Origin of the sequence: Streptomyces sp. NBC_00536, from assembly GCF_036346295.1 — a bacterium.
Lineage (GTDB): Bacteria > Actinomycetota > Actinomycetes > Streptomycetales > Streptomycetaceae > Streptomyces.
Window position 1 is genome coordinate 8,462,080 of the sequence record NZ_CP107819.1, and the last position, 20,825, is coordinate 8,482,904.

Genomic DNA, 20,825 nt, shown 5'->3' on the forward strand with positions numbered 1-20,825 from the left:
CCGCAGGTCGCTGCGTCTGTCACCCAATGCCCCACAACCAACCCGAGACCCTACGGGCGCTGCTGAGCACCCTTCAGGGATCACCGGACCGGGAAAAAGGTGCGGGAGCGCCCGAGTGGCACCCGGCGGGCCGTACAGGGGCTAGAGCGGGGCGGTTGCGGCCTGAGCCTCCGGCTGCTGTGCGTACGCTGCCAACTCGGGGTGCTCCCGAGCCAGCTGCGTACGCAGACGGCGGGTCTCCTCAGCCTCGGCGGCGCGCCGAGCCCCCACGGCCGCGCCCTTGGCCGCCTCCCGCTCGGCATGCTCGGCATAGGCGCCGTCCAGCATCACGTCCCACCGGGCTGCCGCCTTGACCCGCTCGGCCTGGGCCGCGTACTCAGCCTCCAGCTCGGCCCGCAGGCCGGCGGTCGCCCGGTCGATCGCCTCGGCCTCGGCCCTGTCGTGACACTTCCAGCACAGCCCGCCCTGGGGCCTGGTGCCCTTACCCGTCGCGTCGCAGGCCTCAGAGGTCGCTTTCGTCCGATGTTTCATCCCGGAATCGGGGGTTCTGTGGTCTTCTTTGGGTCGCGCCAGGAGATGGTGTTCTCGCCGGTCAGGCGGCGGCTCATGAGGTTGGTCATGGCGATGTGGATGACGGCTCGGGAGTGGGTGGGCAACGTCTCGTAATCGCGGGCGAGGCGTCGGTGGAGCATGAGCCATCCGTGGGTCCGCTCGACCGTCCAACGTTTGGGTATGGGGGTGAAGCCCTTGGTCCCGGGTTTGCGGGCGGTGATTTCCATGTCGATGCCGAGGGTGGCGGCGTGCTCGACGAGGTGCTGGCGGTAGCCTCCGTCGACCCACACCTTGCGGATTCTGGGGTGGTCGGCGGCGACCTGGTCGAGCAGCGCGGTGCCGGCCACGGAGTCCTGCACGCTCGCCGCGGTCACCAGCACCGCGAGGAGGAGTCCGAGTGTGTCGGTGACGATGCTCCGCTTCCTGCCGACGATCTTCTTGGCCGCATCGACGCCCTGCCCGGCGGCGGGAACGCTGGTGGAGGTCTTGACGCTCTGAGCGTCGATCACACACGCCGTCGGCTCCGGGTCCCGCCCTTCCTTCTCCCGCAGAAGCGCCGGAACAAGCCGTTGAGCTGGGCGAACACGCCCTCGTCAGCCCACTTGGCGAAGTAGACGTAGACCGTGTTCCAGTGCGGGAAATCATGCGGGAGGTAGCGCCACTCGACCCCCGTCCGGTCGACATACAAGATCGCGTCCATGATGTCCCGCAGGTCATGCTCGGGCGGCCGGCCGAAGTCCAGAGCCCGGCCGCGCCGCTCAAAGCGCCATGCGGCCAGGACCGGCTCGATCAACTCCCAGCGGGCATCGGACAGATCACTCGGATACGGAAGCCGCTTCACCATGCTTCCGGCGTACCGCCGTGGACCGAGTGCGCCCAGGCGCGCTCCCGCGACGGTGGAAGCGCACGCCGGCGAAGACTGGGCATCCAGGGATGAGACAGGAATACGTCGCCTTTCGCCCCACCCATAACCCCACTTGCCCCGCAGGCATCCACCTCATCCACGACCTCACCTGCACCACGACCCGACACCCTAAGAATCGGTTGATACTCGGCTACTACAGGTGAAAACGACCTCTTAGCGGGTCTGGTCTGCGAGGTATTCACCCCTCCGAGCTCGTGCATGGTTGGCGGTGCGACGCTGCGTCTTGATCCCTGATCATGTTTGTGTGGTGGGGAACGCGTCACCCGGGCCCCGGGACAGGGCGCTGTACCTGTCGTGGCTGGCGTCGGCATACCTGGACGCGGGAGAGGTCGAGCACGCGACCGCGATCACGGCCCGGGTGTTCGGCCTCTCTGAGGGACTCTCATCGATCAGACCGATGGGGCAGGCCCGCCTCATGACCAAGCGGCTGGAGCCCCATCGGTCCATGGCCCCGGTTGGCGCGCTGCTGGAACACGCGAAGGGCTAGACTCGATCGTTCATGAGTCCTCGTCGGTTCGCTGTCGGGGACTCTGCTTTTGCGGAATGACGCCCGCCATGGGCCAGCTCGCGCTGGAGTTCACCAGCGCGGACCCCGGTTGTGGTTCTACATGCCTGTTGCGCAGGTGGTGCTGCTCGTGCCGGAGGTCCCTCCGGTGGAGTAGAGGTGTGCGGCGGTAGCGATTGTTGTGCTGCAGAAATTGTCATCGATGTTGATGTGTGCGGCGGCCTGGAATGCCTTCGGTTGGGGGTAGGTGGTTCCCCACGGGTCATGGTCGATCGAGATCCCCCCAGATGTGGTGTAGCCGGTGTAGTTGGCCTGGACGTTGAAGGGGACCCTGCCGACTTCCGAGTTGAAGGGGTCGTTGATGTAGAGCGTGCCGGAAGCGCGCTCTGCGCCGGTGTTCCAGTGGATCTCGGCGAACTGCTGGCGGCACGTACCGCCGATGTAGCTGAGGTAGATCTTCCCGATGGTGTGGTCGACGTGTCGGCCCATGCCAGTGTTCACCCGGAGCACAACGTCGCTGACGCTGAGTGGGATCGGATTTGGGCAGGAGTCGGCGTGGGCCGCCTCCACAGGAATGGTGACGAGTGCGGCGGTGAGGCCGAGCGCGGCAACAGCCGCGCGCAGGCGAGCTCGTACGGGCATGCGAAGTGCTCCCCATGGGTGATGCGGTCTGGACCTGGTGATCCGGCATGGATCTTGGCAGAGCCACGACATGAGAAGAAACGATTCCGGTCCCCATTGGAACGATCTTTACCAGGGCTGTGAGGTGCGGGGCTGGCTCAGTTGGCGGTGTGCATCGCGAAGTTACAGGTCACCGACCAGTTCGACGTCCGACCGCTGCCGGAGACCACACAGGCCCTAGTACTCCAGCCGGATTTTGATGTTTTGCCTGGTCAACGGCTTGAGTGTGGGGAGTGTAGCGGGGTGGCGCCGGGTGCGGGGCGGGTTCGCCCGGTCCGTCCCGCGAACGAGTGCCCGCGGCGTGTGTAGTGACATCGGGCTGGACAGCCAGTCGGTGTGATTGACGACGTACCCGCCAGCGAGTGGGAACACGAACTGGAAGAGCTCTTCCTGCAGGTCGGGAATCGCTTCTCACGTGTCGAGCCGCGGCGGCGGATGCGGGACTACGTCCGTGGTCTGCTCGGCCCGGTGGGCCGCAAGAACTCCTGGCAACTGGCCGAGTTCGCCGGGCACTCCACGCCGGACGGACTGCAGCACCTCCTGGCGAAAAGCCGGTGGGAGGCCGACGAGATCCGCGACGACCTGCAGGAATACATCGTCGAGCACCTCGGCGCCGACGACGGTGTCCTGATCATCGACGACACCGGGTTCGTCAAGAAGGGCATCACCTCAGCCGGGGTGCAGCGGCAGTACTCCGGCACGGCCGGGGCCCGTATTTCAATAGCTTTGAGTGATGGGTTCCGCTGGGGTCGTTCGGGCGCGTAGCTGTTCCAATGTGCGGGCGGGCGATCCAGATATCGGTGTGATGAGGATCTGGCGCAGGTCCAGGAGTCGTTTTCTGTCCTGGTACTGGATGGACAGGTTGGTGCGTTTGACGCCCAGTAATTGGGCCAGGAACGTCATGGTCACCGCTCTGCGGCGGCGCAGGATGGCTGCCAGGAGCCGGTGGGTGTGGTCCACGCTGCTGGTCTGCGGGTGGCGGTAGCTGCGCGGACGGTGGAAGCGGCGCTGAAATGCCGCCTCGGCCATGGCGTCCCAGAAAGGTTCCGAGACCGCCACCAAGTGCTCGAGAGCGGTTCGTGACATGCCGGTCAGGGCTGGTTCGCTGAGCATCATGGTTCCACCTGCAATGGTCCACCTGGCGACGACGCCACCAAGCCCGCGCCCGCTGGCACCACTACAATCGGCGCCTCACCGACCTCGGCTGAACCCCGCACCCCGACGACCCGTCAGATCACGAAGTGCGACTGGAGTACTTGGCACTCAAGGAGCAGGGGATTGAGTGCGAGCCTCTGCTGGAGCACTTGGTCTCCATGAGTCAAGAGGTACGCATCTACCGCAAATGGCGCGGTTAGGTGGGCGGAAGTCGCAGGTCAGCCGCTCAGCGGCGGCCTGCCAGACGCACTCGCCCGCGCCAAGTGCCCCTTACCCGCATGATCTGTACACGCCCACCGCAGGTCGGGCCTTCCCCCGTGAAGGTGGGCACGCGGTTATTGATCACGCGGCGAGTGTGAGTTTAGCGGCGTGGTGTCGGCGTTCGTATTCGTCGGGGCTGAGGTGGCCGTTGGTGGAGTGTCGGCGGCGGGTGTTGTAGCGGGTCAGCCAGGCGAAGACGGTCCGGCGGCACCTGTCGGCGTCGCCGTAGTCGGGGCCTCCTTGGAGGGTCTCGCGTTTCAGGGAGGCGTGGAAGCTTTCGCAGGCGGCGTTGTCGGCGCTGGTGCCGACCGCGCCCATCGACCGGGTGACCTTGAGCTGGTCGCAGATGCTGGCGTAGGCCCGTGATCCGTACTGGGCTCCGTGGTCGGAGTGGAACACCGCTCCTGCCAGCGAGCCGCGGGTGCGGGCGGCCATCCGCAGGGCGTCGGCGACCAGATCAGTGCGCATGTGGCCGGCGATGGACCAGCCGACGATCTTGCGGCTGAAGCAGTCCAGTACCGTCGCGAGATAGAGGAACGTCCCGTCCTGGAGCGGGAGATACGTGATGTCGCCCATGAGCTTGCGCCCGGGTTCGGTGGCGGTGAAGTCCCGGCCGAACAGGTCCGCGACCTGCCCCGATGCCGGATCGGGGACAGTCGTTCGGACGCGTCTGCGCAGACGGATACCCGTGATGGAGAACGTCCGCATGATCCGTGCGACCCGCTTCTCGTTGACCCGGTGTCCCATCTCGCGGAGCTCTGCGGTCACCCGCGGGGAGCCGTAGGCGCCGCCGGACTCGCCGTGGACCCGGCGGATCTCGTCGGCCAGGACTCGGTCCTGGCGCTTCCGGGCGGCCCGGGCCTCGGCGCCGGCGAGCCACTTGTAGTAACTGGACCGGTTGACGTCCATGACCTGGCAGAGCCGCTTCACCTCGTAGGTGGCCCGGTGGTCGTCAACGAACTGGAAGCGGCTGGTCACCAGTTCGTCTCTCCCGCGAAATACTTGGCCGCCTTGCGGAGAATGTCCCGCTCGGTGGCGAGCTTGCGCTCACTGGCCTCGAGTTCCGCCACCCTCGCCTCCAGCCGCCGGACCCGCTCGTCCGGATCTTCGGACGGCGCCGCCGCCCGGTGGACGGCAGCCGGCTTCGTACCCGAGGCGCTGACGCCACGGCGTTCGCGGTCCCGCAGCACCCACTCCCGCAGAGTCGCCCGGTTGATGCCCAGGTCAGCGGCGATGCTCTTGTACGTCGCCCCGGGTGTGGACTCGTACAGGGCCACAGCATCGGCCTTGAACTCGTCCGAATAGTCCTTCAGCGCCATCGGCGGTCTTCTCGCTTCCTCCGGATCAAGCAGATCCAGTATCAGCGTGTCCACCACTCAGGGGGAGGCCCCGTCCTCCGGCAGGTGCTGCATGACCTCCAGATACGGCGCGGACGAGAACAGCGCCATCGCGAGTTGAAAGTGCACCACCAGCCGGGCTGGCAGCAGCCGACGCCACCACACCACCGTCGCCTTCGCGGTCCGATCCGTCGGGGAAGTGGGGCACCCCGTCGAGGAGTTTCACCTTTCCCCATTCGCCGCATGGGTTGGACCATGGAGCGTTAAGGTCGGCAGCGCACAGCGTTGCCCCGGCAGTCATGGGCGGGGTCCGGGGAGAAAGAGGCCGCGTTGAGTGGTGCGCAGACAAAACTGGCCGAGCACCCGGTGGTGGTCGTCATCGGCGTCATCGCCGTGATCATCGGCGCACTGGCAGCCGGCAAAGACCTGTTCGCCTCGGAAGATCCTCCGCCTAGGGCTTCGGAGTCGGTTCCGGCCGTCTCACGGCCCGTGTCGCCGCCCGACGGCGACGGTGGTGCCACGGCCACGCCGTCGCCGGTCCGGACACGGACGGTCTCACCCGAAGCCGAATCCACCCCGGAGACCTCCGAGCCCGAGGGGCCCCTGCCGGAGTCCAGGGTTCCGCTGCCCGGAGCCGCCACGGTGCCCAGTTCCAAGCCCGCACCCCCCAGCCACACGGGCCCCTTGATCGTGCGCATCGACATGGGCACGACCGGAAAGATCGGGCCGAACACTTGGCGGGCGAGGGCCAATCCCGGCGCGAATACCGTCGTCGAGGACGCTGGGGGCCAGCTGGACACGGGCTGCTACGTGGAATGGACGCTCAAGCGCGGCAGCGAGGTCGTGCACCTCGCTCGCAACGGACGGTGCAGGCCGCCGGGCATCACCCTCTTCAACTTCGAGGACAACCTCAGGGAGGTTGGTTCGTACACCCTGACGGCCGACATCACAACGGACTGGAGCCAGACGGGAAGCAAAACCATCGCCTTCGAAGTCGTCCCTGGGTAGCCAGCGCGGCAGCCCTCACACCGCGCGACACCGGGGACGCGGCGTCCAGGTGATTTGACCCAATTCGGACACATGATGCGCACGGACTGGAGCCGGAACTCCCGGGGGCTGCTGGCTGGTTGCCAGACTGCTACGGGGTCAGCCACGCTCAGAGAAAACAGATGGGGCTTTGCCGAGCCGTTGACCGCTCGGAGGCGAATGGAGGTGGGATGGGCATCATTGCTCTGGTGTTATCAGGTTTGGCCTTGCTGGTCTCAGGGGCCGCATCCGTACGACAGTTGAGGCTGGCTCGTCACGCCAACACCCTGCCGGTGTTGGTTGATCTCTTCCGTGAACATCGCAGTAACCACCTGGCCGCAGCACGGCTGTTCGTGTTCAGAGACCTGCCCCACTGCGATCCTTCAGGTGGCCTGGCTGGCTTGCCCGAGGACAAGCAAGAGCTGGTGCGGGATCTGGCCTGGTACTACGACAACCTCGGCGCCTTGGTCGCACACGGAGTGGTGGACTTGGGTCCCGTCTCCGGGTACCTGGGCGGATCGGTGATCAACGTGTGGGAGTCCATCGCGCCATTCATCGAAGCCGAGCGAACCCAAAGGGAAGCTGCTCAGATGGCAGACATCTCCCGGCCACAGGTGTACTTCGAGAACCTGTATCACCTGGTCCGCAACAACTTGCCAGCCACTGCCCGGTCAGCTGAACCGTTGTGGCGGCTGCCAAGCGCCTGAACCGAATGGGCATTTTGTTCGATCTGGCTATCGCCCTCTTGGCTGCGCCTGCTCCAGACGGGGAACTGGGGAGGCGCAGCCCGAAAGCCTGATTAGCCATTGATCTTCGACCGAGAGGTCGGTGTCGGGAATGATCCCGGCGCCGGGGAGCTGGGCGTAGCCGTCCCCCTTGAATTCGGCCGCTTCCCGATGCCGAACGCGCCGGTGGTGGCGAGAGTAGCCTTGGTGTAGGTGCCGTCGCCCGCCGTTGCCGCGATCTTGTTGCGGACGACGGTGCCGCCCGTCTCGTCCAGCTGCCAGTAGCTGACCGGGGCGTCGGCCATCACAGCGCCCTGGTACTCGCCGCCGCTTCCGGCGACCAAGCGGGTACGCGCCTTGTAGTGGTCGGCGACCGTTCCGGAGTCCAGTTCCTTGCTGTAGAAGGCGGCTTCGTCGAGCTGACCGGCGAAGTACCGGGTGCCCTCGGGCTGGCCATCCCAAGCCGGGATGGAGTATCCGCCTCCGAGGTAGGCCTGTACCAGGCACTCGGCTTGCCGGAAGGCCCGCAGGCACGCCGACCGGACACGGGTCACACCGGGACACCGCAGACCGCGCGCGGCTCGCGCACCGACACCCCCCGTCAGGCCGGGAACCATAGCATCGCGGCTGGCCTGCGCGAGGTCCTACGCGCCCCACACCCGCCCCTCGACCTACTCAGGCTGCCCTGATCAGCAACAACCTGTGGCCACGACAACTAGGAATCAGCCCTGGTGATCCGCTTCCGTTTCGTCGACGAGCACCGGAACGCCCACAGGGTGAAGCGGATGTGCGACGTTCTCGGATGGGACCGCTTCGGCTACTACACCTGGCACCAGAACAAGGAGGCGCGGCAGGAGAAGGTCGATGAGGAAGAGGTGCTGGCCCATCGCATCCGGGAGATCCACACCGATTCCCGGGGATCCTACGGGGCCCTGCGGATCACCCGGAAGCTCCGGGACCAGGGCAGCATGGTGAACCGCAAACGTGTAGCTCGGATCATGCGGGAGCGTGAGATCGTCGGGATAACACGACGGAAACCACGGTCGCTGACGAGACAGGACCGTACGGCGCCGCCGGCACCGGATCTCATCCTGCGCGACTTCACCGTGCCGCTGCCCGGCTTGAAATTCGTCGGGGACATCACCTGCCTGCCGACGACCGAGGGATGGCTGTATCTGGCGACGGTTATCGACCTGTGCACACGGGAGGTCGTGGGCTGGTCGATGGCCGACCACATGCGCACCGAACTGGTCGCGGACGCCATCCGGATGGCCCATGCAGGCGGGCATATGGTGGGTAATGCGATCTTTCACTCGGATCGCGGGTCGCAATGTACCTCCAACCAATTCCGTGCCCTGCTGGGTGAGTTGGACATCCGGCAGAGCACCGGACGCACCGGTTCATGCTTCGACAATGCCGCCGCGGAGAGCTTCTTCGCCGTCCTGAAAGCAGAGATCGGCACGACCGTCTGGGAGTCCCGGGCGCAGGCTCGACGGGACGTTTTCCTGTGGATCGCGGAGCATTACAACCGGGAGCGGATCCACTCGACCATCGGCTACATCACGCCGTACCAGGCGAGGGTCCGCTGCGATCAACGGCTGGACCTCGCGGCATAAATCGGAAGTGTCGGGACCTGAGGGGTCACTTCAAGCACCGCGCACCCCGCCGAGGCCCTCACATGAACCAGCGGCACCAGGACGAGCGCGCCCGCATCCGCGAGGCGATGGACCGACTCCTGACCGGACACGCCACCGTTTCCAACGGCAGCCTCACCGTCGTCGCCCTCGCCGCTGAGGCCAGCGTCCACCGCATGGCGCTCCTGAAACGACACGTCGACCTGAAGAACGAGTTCTTCGAGCGCGTCCGCACCGAGGCAGAGCAGATGCCAGAGCCCGAGAGGAAGCTCCGTGAGACGGTCACCAAGCTGAAGAAGACCATCACTACTGACCTTGAAGTCGTCTTGTCGTAGGGGCTGACGGTTGGTGATCGTCGCGGTATGCCGGTTGTATGAGGTATCCGCAGGGTGGGGGTCTGACCGCGGAGAGGCAAGCGTTCCGTGAGCGGGTCCGGATGGAAGCGGTCGCGATGTTTGCCGCCGGGCGGGGCAGCACGGACGTCGCGAAGGGGTTACGGGTCAGCGTCCGATCGGTTCAGCGGTGGCGGCAGGCATGGAAAGCGGCCGGTCAGGACGCCGTACGTTCCCGTGGCCCGGTGTCCCGGCCGAAGCTGGATGACCGGCTGTTCGCGCTGCTCGAGGAGGAGTTGACGAAAGGTCCGGTCGCTCACGGCTGGCCTGATCAACGATGGACTCTGGCCAGGATCAAGACGCTGATCGGCCGCCGGTTCCACAAGAGCATGACGTTGTCGGGCGTCTCGCAGATGTTGCGGCGGCACGGCTGGAGTCACCAGGTTCCGGTCCGCCGGGCTGTCGAACGTGACGAGACAACGGTGGCCGGCTGGGTGAACGACGTGTGGCCGCACCTGGAACCACCGCGGCGGCGCTCGGGGCCTGGATCTTCTTCGAAGACGAAGCCGGATTCTCGATGACGCCGCCGACCTCACGTACCTGGGGCCGACGTGGAACCACCCCGGTCATCCGGGTTCGCGGCCGTTCGCAGCGCCGCTTCTCCTTCGCGGCCATGTGCTGCTACAAGCCCGGCGAACGCTCCCGCCTGATCTACCGTCCCAGACGGCATAACGACCATAAGAGCGGTGGCCGCAAGAGCTTCGCCTGGACCGAGTACCGCGACCTCCTCATCGCCACCCACCAACAGCTCGGCGGACCCATCGTCCTCGTCTGGGACAACTTGAACGTCCACAAAGACCGCCGCATGCGGGCCTTCCTTGACGCACACGACTGGATCACCGCCTACCACCTGCCGCCCTACGCACCCAACCTCAACCCCGTCGAAGGCATCTGGTCGATACTTCGCCGGACCAGTCAGGCCAACACGGCCTTCGCCGACCCCGACCACCTCATCCGCCGACTACGACACGGCCTCCGCCAGATCCAGTACCGCAGCGACATCATCGACGGATGCCTCACCGCGACCGGACTCACACTCACGACACCACGCCTACAACCTCAGTAACCAGAAAGCCGAGATCGACGAGTTCCAACAACTGGTGACCCGCCTGACCCTCGCCGGCGCTGTCCTCACCCAGAGGACAGGCGTGTCCCCGGGGCCCGCCCCGGACACGGGCAATGTGATCCCGTTCCCCGGTCGATAACCTGAAGAGTGCCTGGCACCGCAGGGCCTGTTTCGAGTTCAACTGAACAGGCCCTGCGATGTCCCATCGCAGTTGCCCACCAAAAATCAGGACCTTGAATGTACGCGAGAACTTCCGAGTTCCCGATCAGTAACGGCGTGTTCCGAACTCGCCCTGGCGCGCGTGAGCCCCATCCAACGTGCTGATGGTGGAATCGCTGGTGACGGACACGGAACGCGACACGTTCCCGGCCGTAGGAGCCAGCGCTTCAACCACCAGAAGCAGCTCGTCAACCGCTTCCGGGAAGGTTGACAGGAAGCGGTTCAGCCGACGTGTCCACTCGGAGACCAGGGCACCCCTGACTTCAACATCTCCGGCATCACGCCCTGCCAGTAGCTCGATGAGGGACTCATCCAAACAAGTGGAAACCGCCTCCGCCTCCTCCTGATGCGTACGCCGCCACAACCTAATGACCGCAGCACGCACCCTCTCTGCTTGCTCCGTCACAAGCAGAGCCACCACTACGTTGGCCGCAACGGCCGCCAGTTCTGTCGAGCCTGCACCGTAGGAGGCGCTGGCCCCTGTATTCGCGTCGCCTACGGGTGAATCGCGATCGGGATTGGTCTCAATGCGATCAGCCATCCAGCCAAGCAGCGCTTCACGCCGCCGGGCGAGGTCGGCTCCGTTCACTACGATGGCGGACTCGGCTTGCCGCAGTGCGTCGCTGGTCACCGCGTCCCGCTCGTCGGAGTAGCCGTGCTGAGACTGGTTGCTCATGAGCTTGCCTCCTCTCGCAGCGCAGTGCGTGTTTCATGCCGGTCATGGATGAAGGCGCCGAGCTCTTCTTGGAGTGTGTGGCGGGCTTTGGCCACGTGCTTGCGGACGCCGGAAGGCGCGATCTCAAGAAGTTCCGCGATCACCGGCGGGGGATGCTCTTCGAGGAAGTACAGCACAGCAACCTGTCTCCGTACCGTCGGAAGACTACTGATCACGCGTACGCAGTGATCCGCCGCCTGCCGCAACAACGCTACATCCGCAGGGTCGAGCTCAGCACGTTGATAGCGCTCGGCAAGTTCGGGCCGAAGCCTGTCGAGATTCGCGGAGCGCCGGACGCCATCGATCCACATGTTCTTGCACACCCGGCGTAGCCACGCCCGCTGGGCGCCAGGATTGCGTGGGCCGACCGTGGCCCAGTCCAGGACGGCCGCCTCAAAGGTGCGGCTGACCAGGTCTCCCCCTTCCGCGTCACTGTTGGTGAGCACAGTGGCGTATCGGAGAAGCCCTTCGGCTTCCTGGTCCCACAAGGCCTCCACTTGGTCTGCGGCTTCTTTCGTGATGCGCGGCTGTGTCACCCGCTCTCCCTGTTCCGCATCGACTGTGATCGGCTGCCGATCTGAACCCTCATGGATGGGCCACCCCGCCCCTCTCCCTGTACGACCACCGTGCCTGCAGGCGCATGGCCCACGAGAGCCAACAGCGTAGCCCTGCGCTGTCGTTCAGCCAGGCCCGATACGGCAGCCACCACAGCAGCAATCAGACACAGCCCAGCCCAAGAGCTGGGCTGTACGGCCAATGGCCAAAACCAGCCCAGCCATCCCATCCAATTTCCCCAAGTGACCTTCATGCCACCAGATCGAACGAGACGGCCAAAGTGCTGCCTCTCCAAACAAAAGATGTCCTTGCCCGGTCTTGATCGTCAATTGAAGGAACGCCTATGAGGTCTGCTGCTGAAACGGAACACCCCAACCGGCTCGCGCCGCCCAACCGCGCCTGCGCGGTCCACGCCGAAAGCAGGACGCAGTCTCCACGCGGACACGCACGAGACTGAACATAAGAACTTGACAGGGAAGATCACGATGTCCGGCCGCAGCTCACGGATGTGGCCGACGATCCGCCCGACCACATCATCGACGGGTGCTTCGCACAGGCGGGTCCGGCCGGGCGCGGACTCGGGAACGTGGGCGTCGGCGTAGCCTAGCATTCGGGGTTTCCCGGCCCCCAGGATCGCGAGGGCATCGGCGAGTTCGGCGGCCCAGGTGGCGGTGACCACGGCGGTCGCCGCGCCCGCGGCGGCGTGGTGTGCGAGGACGCCGCCAGCGAGGAGTACTTCGTCGTCGGGGTGCGCGAAGCCCCCGAGGAGGGACGGCTGCTGCAGGGGGAGCGGTGGGTTCATGGGCGTAGAACCTTCCTGGGACGTGTGACTCGGCGCGGGGCTGGCACGGGTAGGAGGAATCCGGCTAGGCAGTCCCGGGGCCGGAGGAGTGGAAGGCCGCAGGGGCTGGATGGTCGAGCGGGAGGCTCGGATCCCACGTGGTCAGGCACTGGGCGCTCGGTACGAACAGAGGCTGGGGCAGCGCGTCCCGGGGCCAGAACTTCCAGGCTCCGATGGTCTCTTCGCACTGCCGCGGTACGCCGGACCACCGGGTTACCAGGACGGGCACCGTCACCCGGACGATGTCACCCACCCGGGCCAGGAGGGTGCCCAGCACGACGGTGTCGGCGGCATCGGCCACGATGCCGGCCTCCTCGTGGAGTTCGCGTACTGCGGCCTCGGCGAAGGTCTCGCCGGGCTCGACCGATCCGCCCGGCAATTCGAAGGTTCCACGACGGTGTTGGCCCAGCAGGACGCCGTCCGGTCCGTGGATGATCACGCCGACCCCCACGAACGCGCGCGGAGGCGGTGGAGTACCGGTGCGCTGGCGGCTCGGCACCCTCTGCGGACGCCGGACCTCGTACAGCCGGTAGGAGGCCTGGTTGTCCGGCTGCGGCTCGTCGATCGCCGTGTCCCTCTCCAGGGTGAGGCCGTGCTCGGCCAAGAGGTCCTCCCACAGCTGGGTGGTCAGGACCCACATGTGGACGGGGTGGGTCTGGTCGGTGCCGGGCAGCCGCAGGATCTCCGGGCGTGGGGTGGCGGCCGTGGAGGGTCCTGCGCCGGCTGAGTTGGTATGCAGTGCGGAGAACAGGAGGCGCCCGCCGGGCTTGAGGCCGTTGGCCAGCGCGGGCAGGAGCCGGTTGGGGTCCAGGAACGGCAGCCCGTTGATGGAGTAGATGAGGTCGTAGGGGGCTGCGTCCTGCAGGTGGGCGACGGCGTCGGCGCAGATGAAGCGGAGCCCGGGAGTGTTCGGGTATCGGGTGACGGCGCGCTCGTGCTGGGTGGGGGAGGCGTCCACGCCGGTGACGTCGGTGCCCAGACCGGCCAGGCGGGCGGCGTGTCGGCCCACTCCGCTGCCGAGGTCGAGGATGCGGAGCCCTTCCACGTCCCCGAGGCTCTCGATGCCAGGCCCGGTGTCGGTGACGCCCCAGTCCCACCGCTCGATCTCCGGCAGGTCGGGGCGGGTGGTGAGCTGGTGTTCCCCGTAGGTGGTCCAGGTTTCGGCGGTCTGCTTCTCGATGTCCATCAACGTGTCCTCCAGGAGGTCGGGGTGGGTCAGGGGTGCAGGGTGTGGATGCGGAGTACGTCAAGGTCGTGGGTGCGGACGACGGACCAGCCCGCGGTGAGGATCTCGGCGTCGGCCGGGGTGATCCCGAGGCTCTGGAGCGGGTCGGTGCTCCTCCTGCGGCCAGCGACCTCGGCGACGACCCAGAAGGTTCCGCCGGGTACCAGGAGGCGGCGGACGCGGTTGACGAAGGCTGCCTTGTCGTCGATCCACCGATAGACCAGGCGGCAGGTGATGACCGCGTAGGCGGAATCCGGCAGACAGGTCAGGTCGTTGGCCCCGACATTGACGCATCTCCACAGCGGGCCGGGCTTCTCCGGGGAGTCCTGGGCGGCGGCGAGGGCGAGGGCGCTGGGGGAGCAGTCGATCCCTGTGGCCCGGTATCCCAGCTGGTGGTGGAGGTGGCGGGTCAGGGTGCCGTCTCCGCAGCCGATGTCGAGGGCCGGGCGTCCGCGGCCGGGGCCGAGGTATTCGCCCATCAGCCGGTTCTCGGGGCCGTCGAGTTGCCGGTAGCGACGACCGCCTGCCCAGAGCGGTTCCCAGTACGTGGCGGTCGCGGTCGTCGTCATGAGGCTCCATCACGGGCGGGCGGCACGGCGGTGCGCGCGGGCGGGACGGGCATGTCCCGCAGGGCGCGGACAGGGGAGGCGAGCAGGAGGATCACGGGGACGATCTGGAGGACCGCTCCGACGGTGAGGGTGCCGCGGACGCCGAGGACGAGGACTAGGGCTCCGGCGGCCGCGGCGGCGAGGGCCGGGCTCCGGTGGTCACCGTGGTGCTCGCGGCCTGCATGCGGCCCTGGAAGCGGGGCTCGCACAGGATCTGCCTGAGGGATTTCTTCCCGGACTGCGTGTCTCATGAGACGGTTTGCGCCCTTTACAGATCGCTGGCCATGGCGGTCTTCGAGGATGTCTTGGCGGGGCCCGTTCCGGTGGGCGTTGAGACAGGCAGTACCCGAAGGAGTCAGCGACCAGGTTCACTCTGATGGGTGAGCGACGGACAGCCGTCGATCGTCGAGGCCAGCTGGCAGAGGGCTAGCCGGAAGCAGCCCCTGCCAGGCGGAGGGTTCGTGCCTGGTCCATGGGGATTTTGCGACGTGCGTCTGAGAGGAAGCCCTGGAACTCACCCATCTCAGCATCCGGCAGTATCAACGGCCCAACGGCGAGGTCATCGCCCTGCTCGTCGTTGCTCCCTCGAAGAGCGACCGGGAACGCGTCATCCCCATGTCCGCCGAGTTGTTCGCCGTCATCGCGGCCATCGTCCGCCGCCACACCATCGGCGGCCAGACCATCCCGCTGCTGCCTCGCTACGACCCGAAGGAACGTCAGAGCAGCGCGCCCATGCCGTTCTTGTTCCAACGCAAGATCGGTACCAAGCACGAGGTCATGTCGGACACCACCGTGGTGAACATGCTGAAGCGCCACTGCGTCGAGCTCGCCGAACAGCACCCCGGCTTCCTTGGGACCAGCTTCACCCCGCACGATTTTCGCCGACTCCTCGCCACGGAGCTGGTCAACAGCGGGCTCCCGATCCACATCGGAGCATCCCTACTCGGACATTTGAACCTTCAAACAACTCGTGGTTACGTCGCCGTGTTCAACGAGGACGTCGTCCGGCACTACCAGGGATTTCTCGACCGGCGCCGCCAGGCCAGGCCAGCCGACGAGTAGCGGCCGGTCACCGAACCCGAATGGCTCGGCTTCGAGGAGCACTTCGACCAGCGCAAAGTCGAGCTGGGAGGATGCGCACGCCCCTACTCGACACCTCGCCAGCACGAGCACGCCTGTCTGAGATTTCCCATGATCACCATCAATCCGAATATGCTGCCCCGCCTCGACGAGATCGAAGTCGACCTTCTGGCCCGCCGGGCCCGGGCCGAGGCAGAGGGGTGGCTCGGTGAGATCGAAGGGATCGACCTCACCCTGTCCTTCCTGCGCCAGAAGCGGGACCAGACCCGTCGACTCGCCAGGGTCGCGCCGGTCGACCTCGGCATACCCGGCATCGCGCCGCGATCAGCGGCCAGGCGACAATGAGGGGATGTATTGCCTGCAGGCGGCCATCGCCACCGAATCCGTGCTCCGCGAGTTGGCCGGCTCCACCACAGAGGCGCGCATCGTTCCCCTCGGCCAGGATCTCTGGCTCTTCCCGATGACCGACGCGCTGTTCGATGCGGTCACGGTCGCCGAAGCACCCGAACTCGACGGGTTCTGGAAGGCTCCAGCGGGCTTCGATCGCCTGCTCAGCGCGTGCTCGAAGGCAGGTCCGGTGGCCTACGTCGAAGCCGACTACTTCGGCGGGGCAGGGGCCCAGAACGCTCTCACCTGGGATGCAGGGAAGATAGTCCTTGGACCATTGCGCCTGGCCGAAGGGGAGCCAGCGTCGACGGCCGGCACGCCGATCTCTCAGGCGCTTCGGCGACTCGGCGCCGCCAAGGGCAATCACGTCGACGAGTTCGCCGCGGTCGGACTCGGCCGCCACCGCGACACGGACGACTGGCTCCCACCTGGTGAGGCTTCGTGAAAATTGTTCTGCCCGCAATGGTCACGCACCGGCCTTCGGCACTCTGTGAGGCCAGCAGGTCCTGCGACCAAGCGGGATGAGCTGCAGCCCGATGAAGCCGCCATGTCTCGGCATGCCCACTACCCGTCAGGCAATCGGGTGAGGGACTTCGACCGTGCGGAAATTCCCCGACCCCGCAGCGGCAGCTGCGACACAATCGCCGGATGATCGGCAACAAGACCACTCACCGCACGGTGGACGGCGTTCGCATACCCGGCACCTGGCGCCACGCCTTCATCCGCAACGGCGGCACGCACTTCCTCACCGACCTGTTCATCTACGCCGACGGGCTCATCGACTGCTGGGAATTGGTCACCCTCGACGAGTTCCAGGACAAGCTCCGCAGCGGCTGGGTTGCCACCACCCTGCCGGACGGCGCCAAGGCATCCGCGTTCGAACTGGCCAGCTGGACCTTCAGCGAGCCCCACAGCTACCTCACCCCCGACCTGCTGGTCGCCGAGATACGAGACACCATCGACCAGCTCAACGGGCGCCCGGATTCGACGGGCCGATGCCTCGCCGCCGTCGACACCTTCCTCGCCGACCGGACCGAGGAGAACCGCACCGCAGCCCGCAACGCCTTCCTGGCCATCCCGCTCTCGCAGCGCCGTTACGCACTGGGGGACATGGATAGCAAAGACTGGCCGCTGCGGGTGCTGGTGGCGGGACCCGGCGAGGAGACGTACATCCCGGCCGAGGGGCCGATCATGCAGGAGGACTACGACAGGGCCGTCGCCTACTTTGAGGAACGGGCGCGATGGGCCGCTGAACGGGCCACGCGCGTCCCGGCGGACGGACCAGTGACCTCCTTCGCCCCGGCGATCAAGCTGTATCACACGTATCCGAGCAAACCGGTCGATGCCCCGGGATTTCGGGGCCTGCGCAACGACTACCCCGCCCCGATCGTCGTCGGCGAGGTCAGCTACCCATCTGCCGCTCACGCGTACTGGGCCCTGTCAGTCGCTGACCCCGAGGTCAGGACCGCAATCGCCACGGCAGAGACCCATGCCGCCGCACGCAAGGCCGCGACCGCGGCAGCACAGCGTGAGGGCTGGCAGCACGCCCGCACCGCGGTGATGGCGGCCCTACTGCGCGCAAAGTACGACCAGCACCCCGACCTGGCCGAGATCCTGCTGACAACGAACGACGCAACCGTGATCTACGACGACGCCGACTCGGGCTTCTGGGGGGACAACGCCGGACGCGGCCGCAACTGGGCAGGCCGCCTCCTAGAACTCGTCCGCTCGGAGCTGCAGGCACAGCGGGCCGGCATCACAGGGCTGTGAAGGGCCGCCCGCCGCTCGAATCCAAGCTGCGACTGCTCGATGCGGAGCGACCACTTCGTCGCTGACCTGTGGTTGATGAAGCGCTCGGAAATCGAGCGCTTCATCAACCACCAGCTCCCGCTTGACTTGGCGCAGAGAAGGAACCGGTACCACCGGAGCAGATCCATGCCGAACGACCGGATCGTGGTCACCGGCCGACTGGCCGCCTGCAACTCAGCGAAGAACGACGCGACCGGAACGATCGGCAAGCCGCTCGGATCCAGCAGCCTGTACGGCTCATGCGGCTCGCCAGTCTCGACCAACCGCCCGATCTCAGGCAGCACTAAGCGCGACAGATCCCGCCCGGAACTCAGAGGATCAACCATGGCGGGGAAGCTAGCAGAAACCGGCCCTGACCTGCTAGAACGCTAGAGTTAGTTCAGTCAACGGGCCCCGTACTCGCGCGACGTTCTCGTGGACGATCACTTTCTCATCGTTCGACAACTGCCGGTCGCGCATCCCCGGAACGACGCGTCCGGAGGCCGCCACGAACGCGTGGCAGGCGGTGATCAAGTCCAGGAACTCCACCGAGCGGTCGATCCTCCTGATCGCCGGAGCGACGGGACTGGTCCGCTCGAATTCCTCGCGGGCTTGTCGGCCAAGCTCGACCTGGGCATGGTTGACCTGGTGCCGGGCGGTGTCGTCCGACATCGCCCGGAAGGCGACGTCTGGCCTGCGCAGCAGGCCGGTGGTCACCGTCGCCGCCACGGTCTCGTCGCGGGTCAGCTCCTCAACCCGCCCTCACCCGGTCCTCCTGGCGGACTTGGGCGACGACGGTGGGCCGCCGCAGTAGATCACCGGTGACGACCGCGGCGACCCTCTCGTCCTCGACCAGGGTGTGGGCGGCACTGATCCGATCCTCCTGGCGGACCTGGGCAACCACTGCCGGGCGCCTGAGCAAGTCGCCAGCAACCACCGCGGCGACCGCGTCCTCCCTTGCCAGGGTGTGGATCGCGCTGACCTTCTCCTGCGGAGTGATCGGCTTGGCGACCTGCCGACCGACCCTGCGTGAGGCGTCATCACCGGTCCACCGGGACTTTCCCTCCGGCGGAGTACGGATCGCGAGGAACCGCGCTTCCTCGTCCTCGATGCTGGCCAAGATCCGGTGAATCGTGAAGGACACACCGGGCTGGCGGTGTTCCTCGGGGAAACGCGAGGCCGTCCACCGCAAGCTCTTGATCTGGGAGTACGACAGTCCGATGTCCTAGGCCAGGCGGAACAGTGAGTGCTTGACTGTGAACAGCTCATCGCCTCGCTCCGGAGGCCCCTGCTCGCGCATGGGCTCGATCTCCAAGGCGTAGTCCCCGATCGCGAACTGGCCCCGGCTCTGGGCCTCCACGATCTTGCGTAGTTCCGCGACGATCTGCTCGTAACGGTGGACGCTGACGCTGCCGACCTTGTCGGCACTCTCGATCTTCTCGGGCATGGTGTTCACCACCCTGAGCGGGCCGGGGCACGGCCCCTCGGCCGTGGCAAGACGCGGCCCGCTGTCGTGACCGAGAGTCGAACCCACCTGCTGAAGATCACAACAAGTGACCGGAAGAGACCTGAATCTGATCAGAAGTCTGATTCAGATGCGTTCGCCCAGTAGTCACTGTGACCGCTCTCCGAACGAATCGTTCCGTTACCGCCACGCCCTCATGACACACCGCCGTGAGCAGTAGACGGCATCCGAACGCGGATCCACCCCGGCCACCCAGGCTGTCCCGCACTCAGGACACACCACCCGGCCCGCCCCGTTCAGCTCCGCCGCGACCCGGCACCGCAACCGACGGTCCCGTCGCCATGACCTGGCCCGACATGCCGTCTAGCAGAACCGTGTGCTCGGCCGCGAAGCCGGCCTCAGCCGGTCCCCGCAGCCCCCGCACACCCGCTCTCCGGGCCGCCCGGACCCCTCGGACACCACTACAGGCTAAAGCCTCAGGCCCATCGAAAACGGGGATATGGATCAGGCACTGAGGCACTCCGAGACCCTCGACGCGGATGTCACCGGCTTCACCGGGGCGGCGGCACGCCCCCGTCACCTTATGGTCCAGCTGCTCGATGGCCGGACGGCCCGCTCCCAGCAGCTGACCGCACCGCTGGCCGCGCAGGTCGCCCTCTTCCTCCGGGGAGCCGGCCGGCCACAGAGGCCCGTATGTCGGACGGGGAGTCCACCGGCCTCCGCAACGTCTACTACGCCCCATTCAACCAACCGCTGGACTACTGAACATCCCCTGACCGGCCCGTCTAAGGGTTGTCCCGTAACCGCAGGTCACGGATGAGGTGATCTTGGAGTGGCTGGTGTGATCACGGCGTTGGAGCCGTCCTGGATAGGTCCCTTCACTGGGCTGAGCCCGCGCTGCTTCGGCAAGTTGGTGACTGCCGTACGGCGCGAGACCTCCGCCGAACTCCAGCGTGGACGGCCCTGGGGGCTCCCGCTGGAGGACTGCATTCTGCTGGTGGCGGCCTACTGGCGCACAAACCTGACCATGCGCCAGATCGCCCCGCTGTTCGGCATCTCGAAGTCGACGGCAGACCGGATCATCGGACACCTCGGGCCGCTGCTCGCGCTCCGACCAAGGAAGCGGTTCGCGAAGGACACCGTGCTCATCGTCGACGGAACCCTGGTGCCCACCCGCGACCACGCGATCGCCGAGCAATCGAAGAACTACCGCTATTCCACAGCCCATCAGGTGGTCATCGACGCCGACACCCGCCTGGTCGTCGTGGTCGGCCGGCCCCTGCCGGGCAACCGTCACGACTCCCGCGGCTGGGAGGAATCCGGCGCCAAAGCCGCCGTCGGCAAGACGATGACCATAGCCGACGGCGGCTACCAGGGCACCGGGCTGGTCATCCCGCACCGCCGCCGCAAAGGCGAGGAACTCCCGGATTGGAAGGAGAGGCACAACCGCTCGCACAAACAGGTGAGGGCCCGCGTCGAGCACACCTTCGCCCGCATGAAGGGCTGGAAGATCCTGCGCGACTGCCGCCTCAAAGGCGACGGCGTCCACGACGCCATCCTCGGCATCGCCCGCCTGCACAACCTCACCCTCGCCGCCGGATAGACCACCGAGCGGCACGACTGCCGTCCTTGCCCTCGCCAGCTCCAAGATCAGTTACGGGACAAGCCTTACACGATCACCGG

Annotated in this window: 19 protein-coding genes and 6 pseudogenes; 11 read left to right on the plus strand and 14 right to left on the minus strand. The window is 66.5% G+C overall.

What is annotated here, in order from left to right; genetic code table 11:
- Window positions 1-141: 141 nt before the first annotated feature.
- The 3 genes and pseudogenes from OHS33_RS36440 to OHS33_RS36450 form a co-directional block, all read right to left on the minus strand.
- Window positions 142-531, minus strand: a complete 390-nt coding sequence (locus tag OHS33_RS36440) for a hypothetical protein (RefSeq protein WP_330334709.1) — start codon at window positions 529-531, stop codon at window positions 142-144.
- Window positions 528-1,396, minus strand: a pseudogene (locus tag OHS33_RS36445) (IS5 family transposase). The gene OHS33_RS36440 and the pseudogene OHS33_RS36445 overlap by 4 nt, the downstream one beginning before the upstream one ends.
- A 685-nt stretch (window positions 1,397-2,081) precedes the next feature.
- Window positions 2,082-2,624 (minus strand): hypothetical protein, encoded by a 543-nt coding sequence (locus OHS33_RS36450; protein ID WP_330334710.1) that lies wholly within the window; start codon window positions 2,622-2,624, stop codon window positions 2,082-2,084.
- Between the two features lie 474 nt (window positions 2,625-3,098).
- Here OHS33_RS36450 and OHS33_RS36455 point away from each other — a divergent pair.
- A pseudogene (locus OHS33_RS36455) lies at window positions 3,099-3,371 on the plus strand (transposase); the annotation flags it as partial.
- Here OHS33_RS36455 and OHS33_RS36460 read toward each other — a convergent pair.
- The 3 genes and pseudogenes from OHS33_RS36460 to OHS33_RS36470 all read right to left on the minus strand — a co-directional run.
- Window positions 3,371-3,782: pseudogene (locus OHS33_RS36460) on the minus strand (ISAzo13 family transposase); the annotation flags it as partial. The pseudogenes OHS33_RS36455 and OHS33_RS36460 overlap by 1 nt on opposite strands.
- Window positions 3,783-4,160: 378 nt before the next feature.
- Window positions 4,161-5,398, minus strand: a protein-coding gene (locus tag OHS33_RS36465) for an IS3 family transposase (RefSeq protein WP_330334711.1) whose coding sequence is annotated in 2 segments (ribosomal slippage) — window positions 4,161-5,074 and window positions 5,074-5,398 — 1,239 coding nt in all. Because the reading frame shifts where the segments join, the coding sequence is not laid out codon by codon here.
- Window positions 5,399-5,455: 57 nt separating this feature from the next.
- Window positions 5,456-5,581 carry a transposase domain-containing protein gene (locus tag OHS33_RS36470; protein WP_330334712.1) on the minus strand — a complete coding sequence of 42 codons (126 nt, stop codon included), beginning with the start codon at window positions 5,579-5,581 and terminating at the stop codon, window positions 5,456-5,458.
- Between the two features lie 165 nt (window positions 5,582-5,746).
- Here OHS33_RS36470 and OHS33_RS36475 point away from each other — a divergent pair, with 165 nt between their 5' ends.
- Both OHS33_RS36475 and OHS33_RS36480 read left to right on the plus strand, forming a co-directional pair.
- Window positions 5,747-6,424, plus strand: a complete 678-nt coding sequence (locus OHS33_RS36475; RefSeq protein WP_330334713.1) for a hypothetical protein — start codon at window positions 5,747-5,749, stop codon at window positions 6,422-6,424.
- Between the two features lie 209 nt (window positions 6,425-6,633).
- Window positions 6,634-7,149 carry a DUF4760 domain-containing protein gene (locus tag OHS33_RS36480; RefSeq protein ID WP_330334714.1) on the plus strand — a complete coding sequence of 172 codons (516 nt, stop codon included), beginning with the start codon at window positions 6,634-6,636 and terminating at the stop codon, window positions 7,147-7,149.
- Window positions 7,150-7,241: 92 nt separating this feature from the next.
- Here the strand turns inward: OHS33_RS36480 and OHS33_RS36485 are convergent, their stop codons facing one another.
- Window positions 7,242-7,721 (minus strand): hypothetical protein, encoded by a 480-nt coding sequence (locus tag OHS33_RS36485; RefSeq protein WP_330334715.1) that lies wholly within the window; start codon window positions 7,719-7,721, stop codon window positions 7,242-7,244.
- Between the two features lie 177 nt (window positions 7,722-7,898).
- Between OHS33_RS36485 and OHS33_RS36490 the strand changes: the two genes are divergently transcribed.
- From OHS33_RS36490 to OHS33_RS39920, 3 genes and pseudogenes are all read left to right on the plus strand, one after another.
- Window positions 7,899-8,783, plus strand: a complete 885-nt coding sequence (locus tag OHS33_RS36490; protein ID WP_330334716.1) for an IS3 family transposase — start codon at window positions 7,899-7,901, stop codon at window positions 8,781-8,783.
- 62 nt (window positions 8,784-8,845) lie between these two features.
- Window positions 8,846-9,106 (plus strand): annotated as a pseudogene (locus OHS33_RS36495) (hypothetical protein); the annotation flags it as partial.
- Between the two features lie 68 nt (window positions 9,107-9,174).
- Window positions 9,175-10,259 (plus strand): IS630 family transposase gene (locus OHS33_RS39920; protein ID WP_443065394.1). Its coding sequence is split into 2 segments (ribosomal slippage): window positions 9,175-9,618 and window positions 9,621-10,259, totalling 1,083 coding nucleotides; the frame shifts between segments, so codons are not numbered across the junction.
- Window positions 10,260-10,524: 265 nt separating this feature from the next.
- Here OHS33_RS39920 and OHS33_RS36510 read toward each other — a convergent pair.
- The 6 genes and pseudogenes from OHS33_RS36510 to OHS33_RS36535 form a co-directional block, all read right to left on the minus strand.
- Complete coding sequence (locus OHS33_RS36510; protein ID WP_330334718.1) at window positions 10,525-11,154, minus strand: hypothetical protein; 630 nt, start codon at window positions 11,152-11,154, stop codon at window positions 10,525-10,527.
- Window positions 11,151-11,729 (minus strand): RNA polymerase sigma factor, encoded by a 579-nt coding sequence (locus OHS33_RS36515; protein WP_330334719.1) that lies wholly within the window; start codon window positions 11,727-11,729, stop codon window positions 11,151-11,153. Before OHS33_RS36515 ends, OHS33_RS36510 begins: the two co-directional genes overlap by 4 nt.
- A 497-nt stretch (window positions 11,730-12,226) precedes the next feature.
- A pseudogene (locus OHS33_RS36520) lies at window positions 12,227-12,550 on the minus strand (PIG-L deacetylase family protein); the annotation flags it as partial.
- Between the two features lie 64 nt (window positions 12,551-12,614).
- Window positions 12,615-13,775: a bifunctional class I SAM-dependent methyltransferase/NUDIX hydrolase gene (locus OHS33_RS36525; protein ID WP_330334720.1), complete on the minus strand. Its 1,161-nt coding sequence runs from the start codon at window positions 13,773-13,775 to the stop codon at window positions 12,615-12,617.
- Between the two features lie 29 nt (window positions 13,776-13,804).
- Complete coding sequence (locus OHS33_RS36530; protein WP_330334721.1) at window positions 13,805-14,383, minus strand: class I SAM-dependent methyltransferase; 579 nt, start codon at window positions 14,381-14,383, stop codon at window positions 13,805-13,807.
- Window positions 14,380-14,631: a hypothetical protein gene (locus tag OHS33_RS36535; protein ID WP_330334722.1), complete on the minus strand. Its 252-nt coding sequence runs from the start codon at window positions 14,629-14,631 to the stop codon at window positions 14,380-14,382. Before OHS33_RS36535 ends, OHS33_RS36530 begins: the two co-directional genes overlap by 4 nt.
- 358 nt (window positions 14,632-14,989) lie before the next feature.
- On the opposite strand from OHS33_RS36535, the gene OHS33_RS36540 reads away from it, so the two are divergent.
- The 4 genes from OHS33_RS36540 to OHS33_RS36555 all read left to right on the plus strand — a co-directional run bounded on the left by OHS33_RS36540 (window position 14,990) and on the right by OHS33_RS36555 (window position 17,659).
- Window positions 14,990-15,484, plus strand: a complete 495-nt coding sequence (locus OHS33_RS36540; RefSeq protein WP_330335332.1) for a site-specific integrase — start codon at window positions 14,990-14,992, stop codon at window positions 15,482-15,484.
- Window positions 15,485-15,613: 129 nt separating this feature from the next.
- Window positions 15,614-15,847 (plus strand): recombinase, encoded by a 234-nt coding sequence (locus tag OHS33_RS36545; RefSeq protein ID WP_330334723.1) that lies wholly within the window; start codon window positions 15,614-15,616, stop codon window positions 15,845-15,847.
- A 4-nt stretch (window positions 15,848-15,851) separates the two neighbouring features.
- Entirely contained in the window at window positions 15,852-16,334 is a 483-nt protein-coding gene (locus OHS33_RS36550) for a hypothetical protein (RefSeq protein WP_330334724.1), read from the plus strand.
- A 203-nt stretch (window positions 16,335-16,537) separates the two neighbouring features.
- Window positions 16,538-17,659, plus strand: a complete 1,122-nt coding sequence (locus OHS33_RS36555; protein WP_330334725.1) for an NADAR family protein — start codon at window positions 16,538-16,540, stop codon at window positions 17,657-17,659.
- 423 nt (window positions 17,660-18,082) lie between these two features.
- Here the strand turns inward: OHS33_RS36555 and OHS33_RS36560 are convergent.
- Window positions 18,083-19,124: pseudogene (locus OHS33_RS36560) on the minus strand (DUF6192 family protein); the annotation flags it as partial.
- Between the two features lie 850 nt (window positions 19,125-19,974).
- Here OHS33_RS36560 and OHS33_RS36565 point away from each other — a divergent pair.
- Window positions 19,975-20,745 (plus strand): transposase, encoded by a 771-nt coding sequence (locus tag OHS33_RS36565; protein WP_330334726.1) that lies wholly within the window; start codon window positions 19,975-19,977, stop codon window positions 20,743-20,745.
- Window positions 20,746-20,825: the final 80 nt, after the last annotated feature.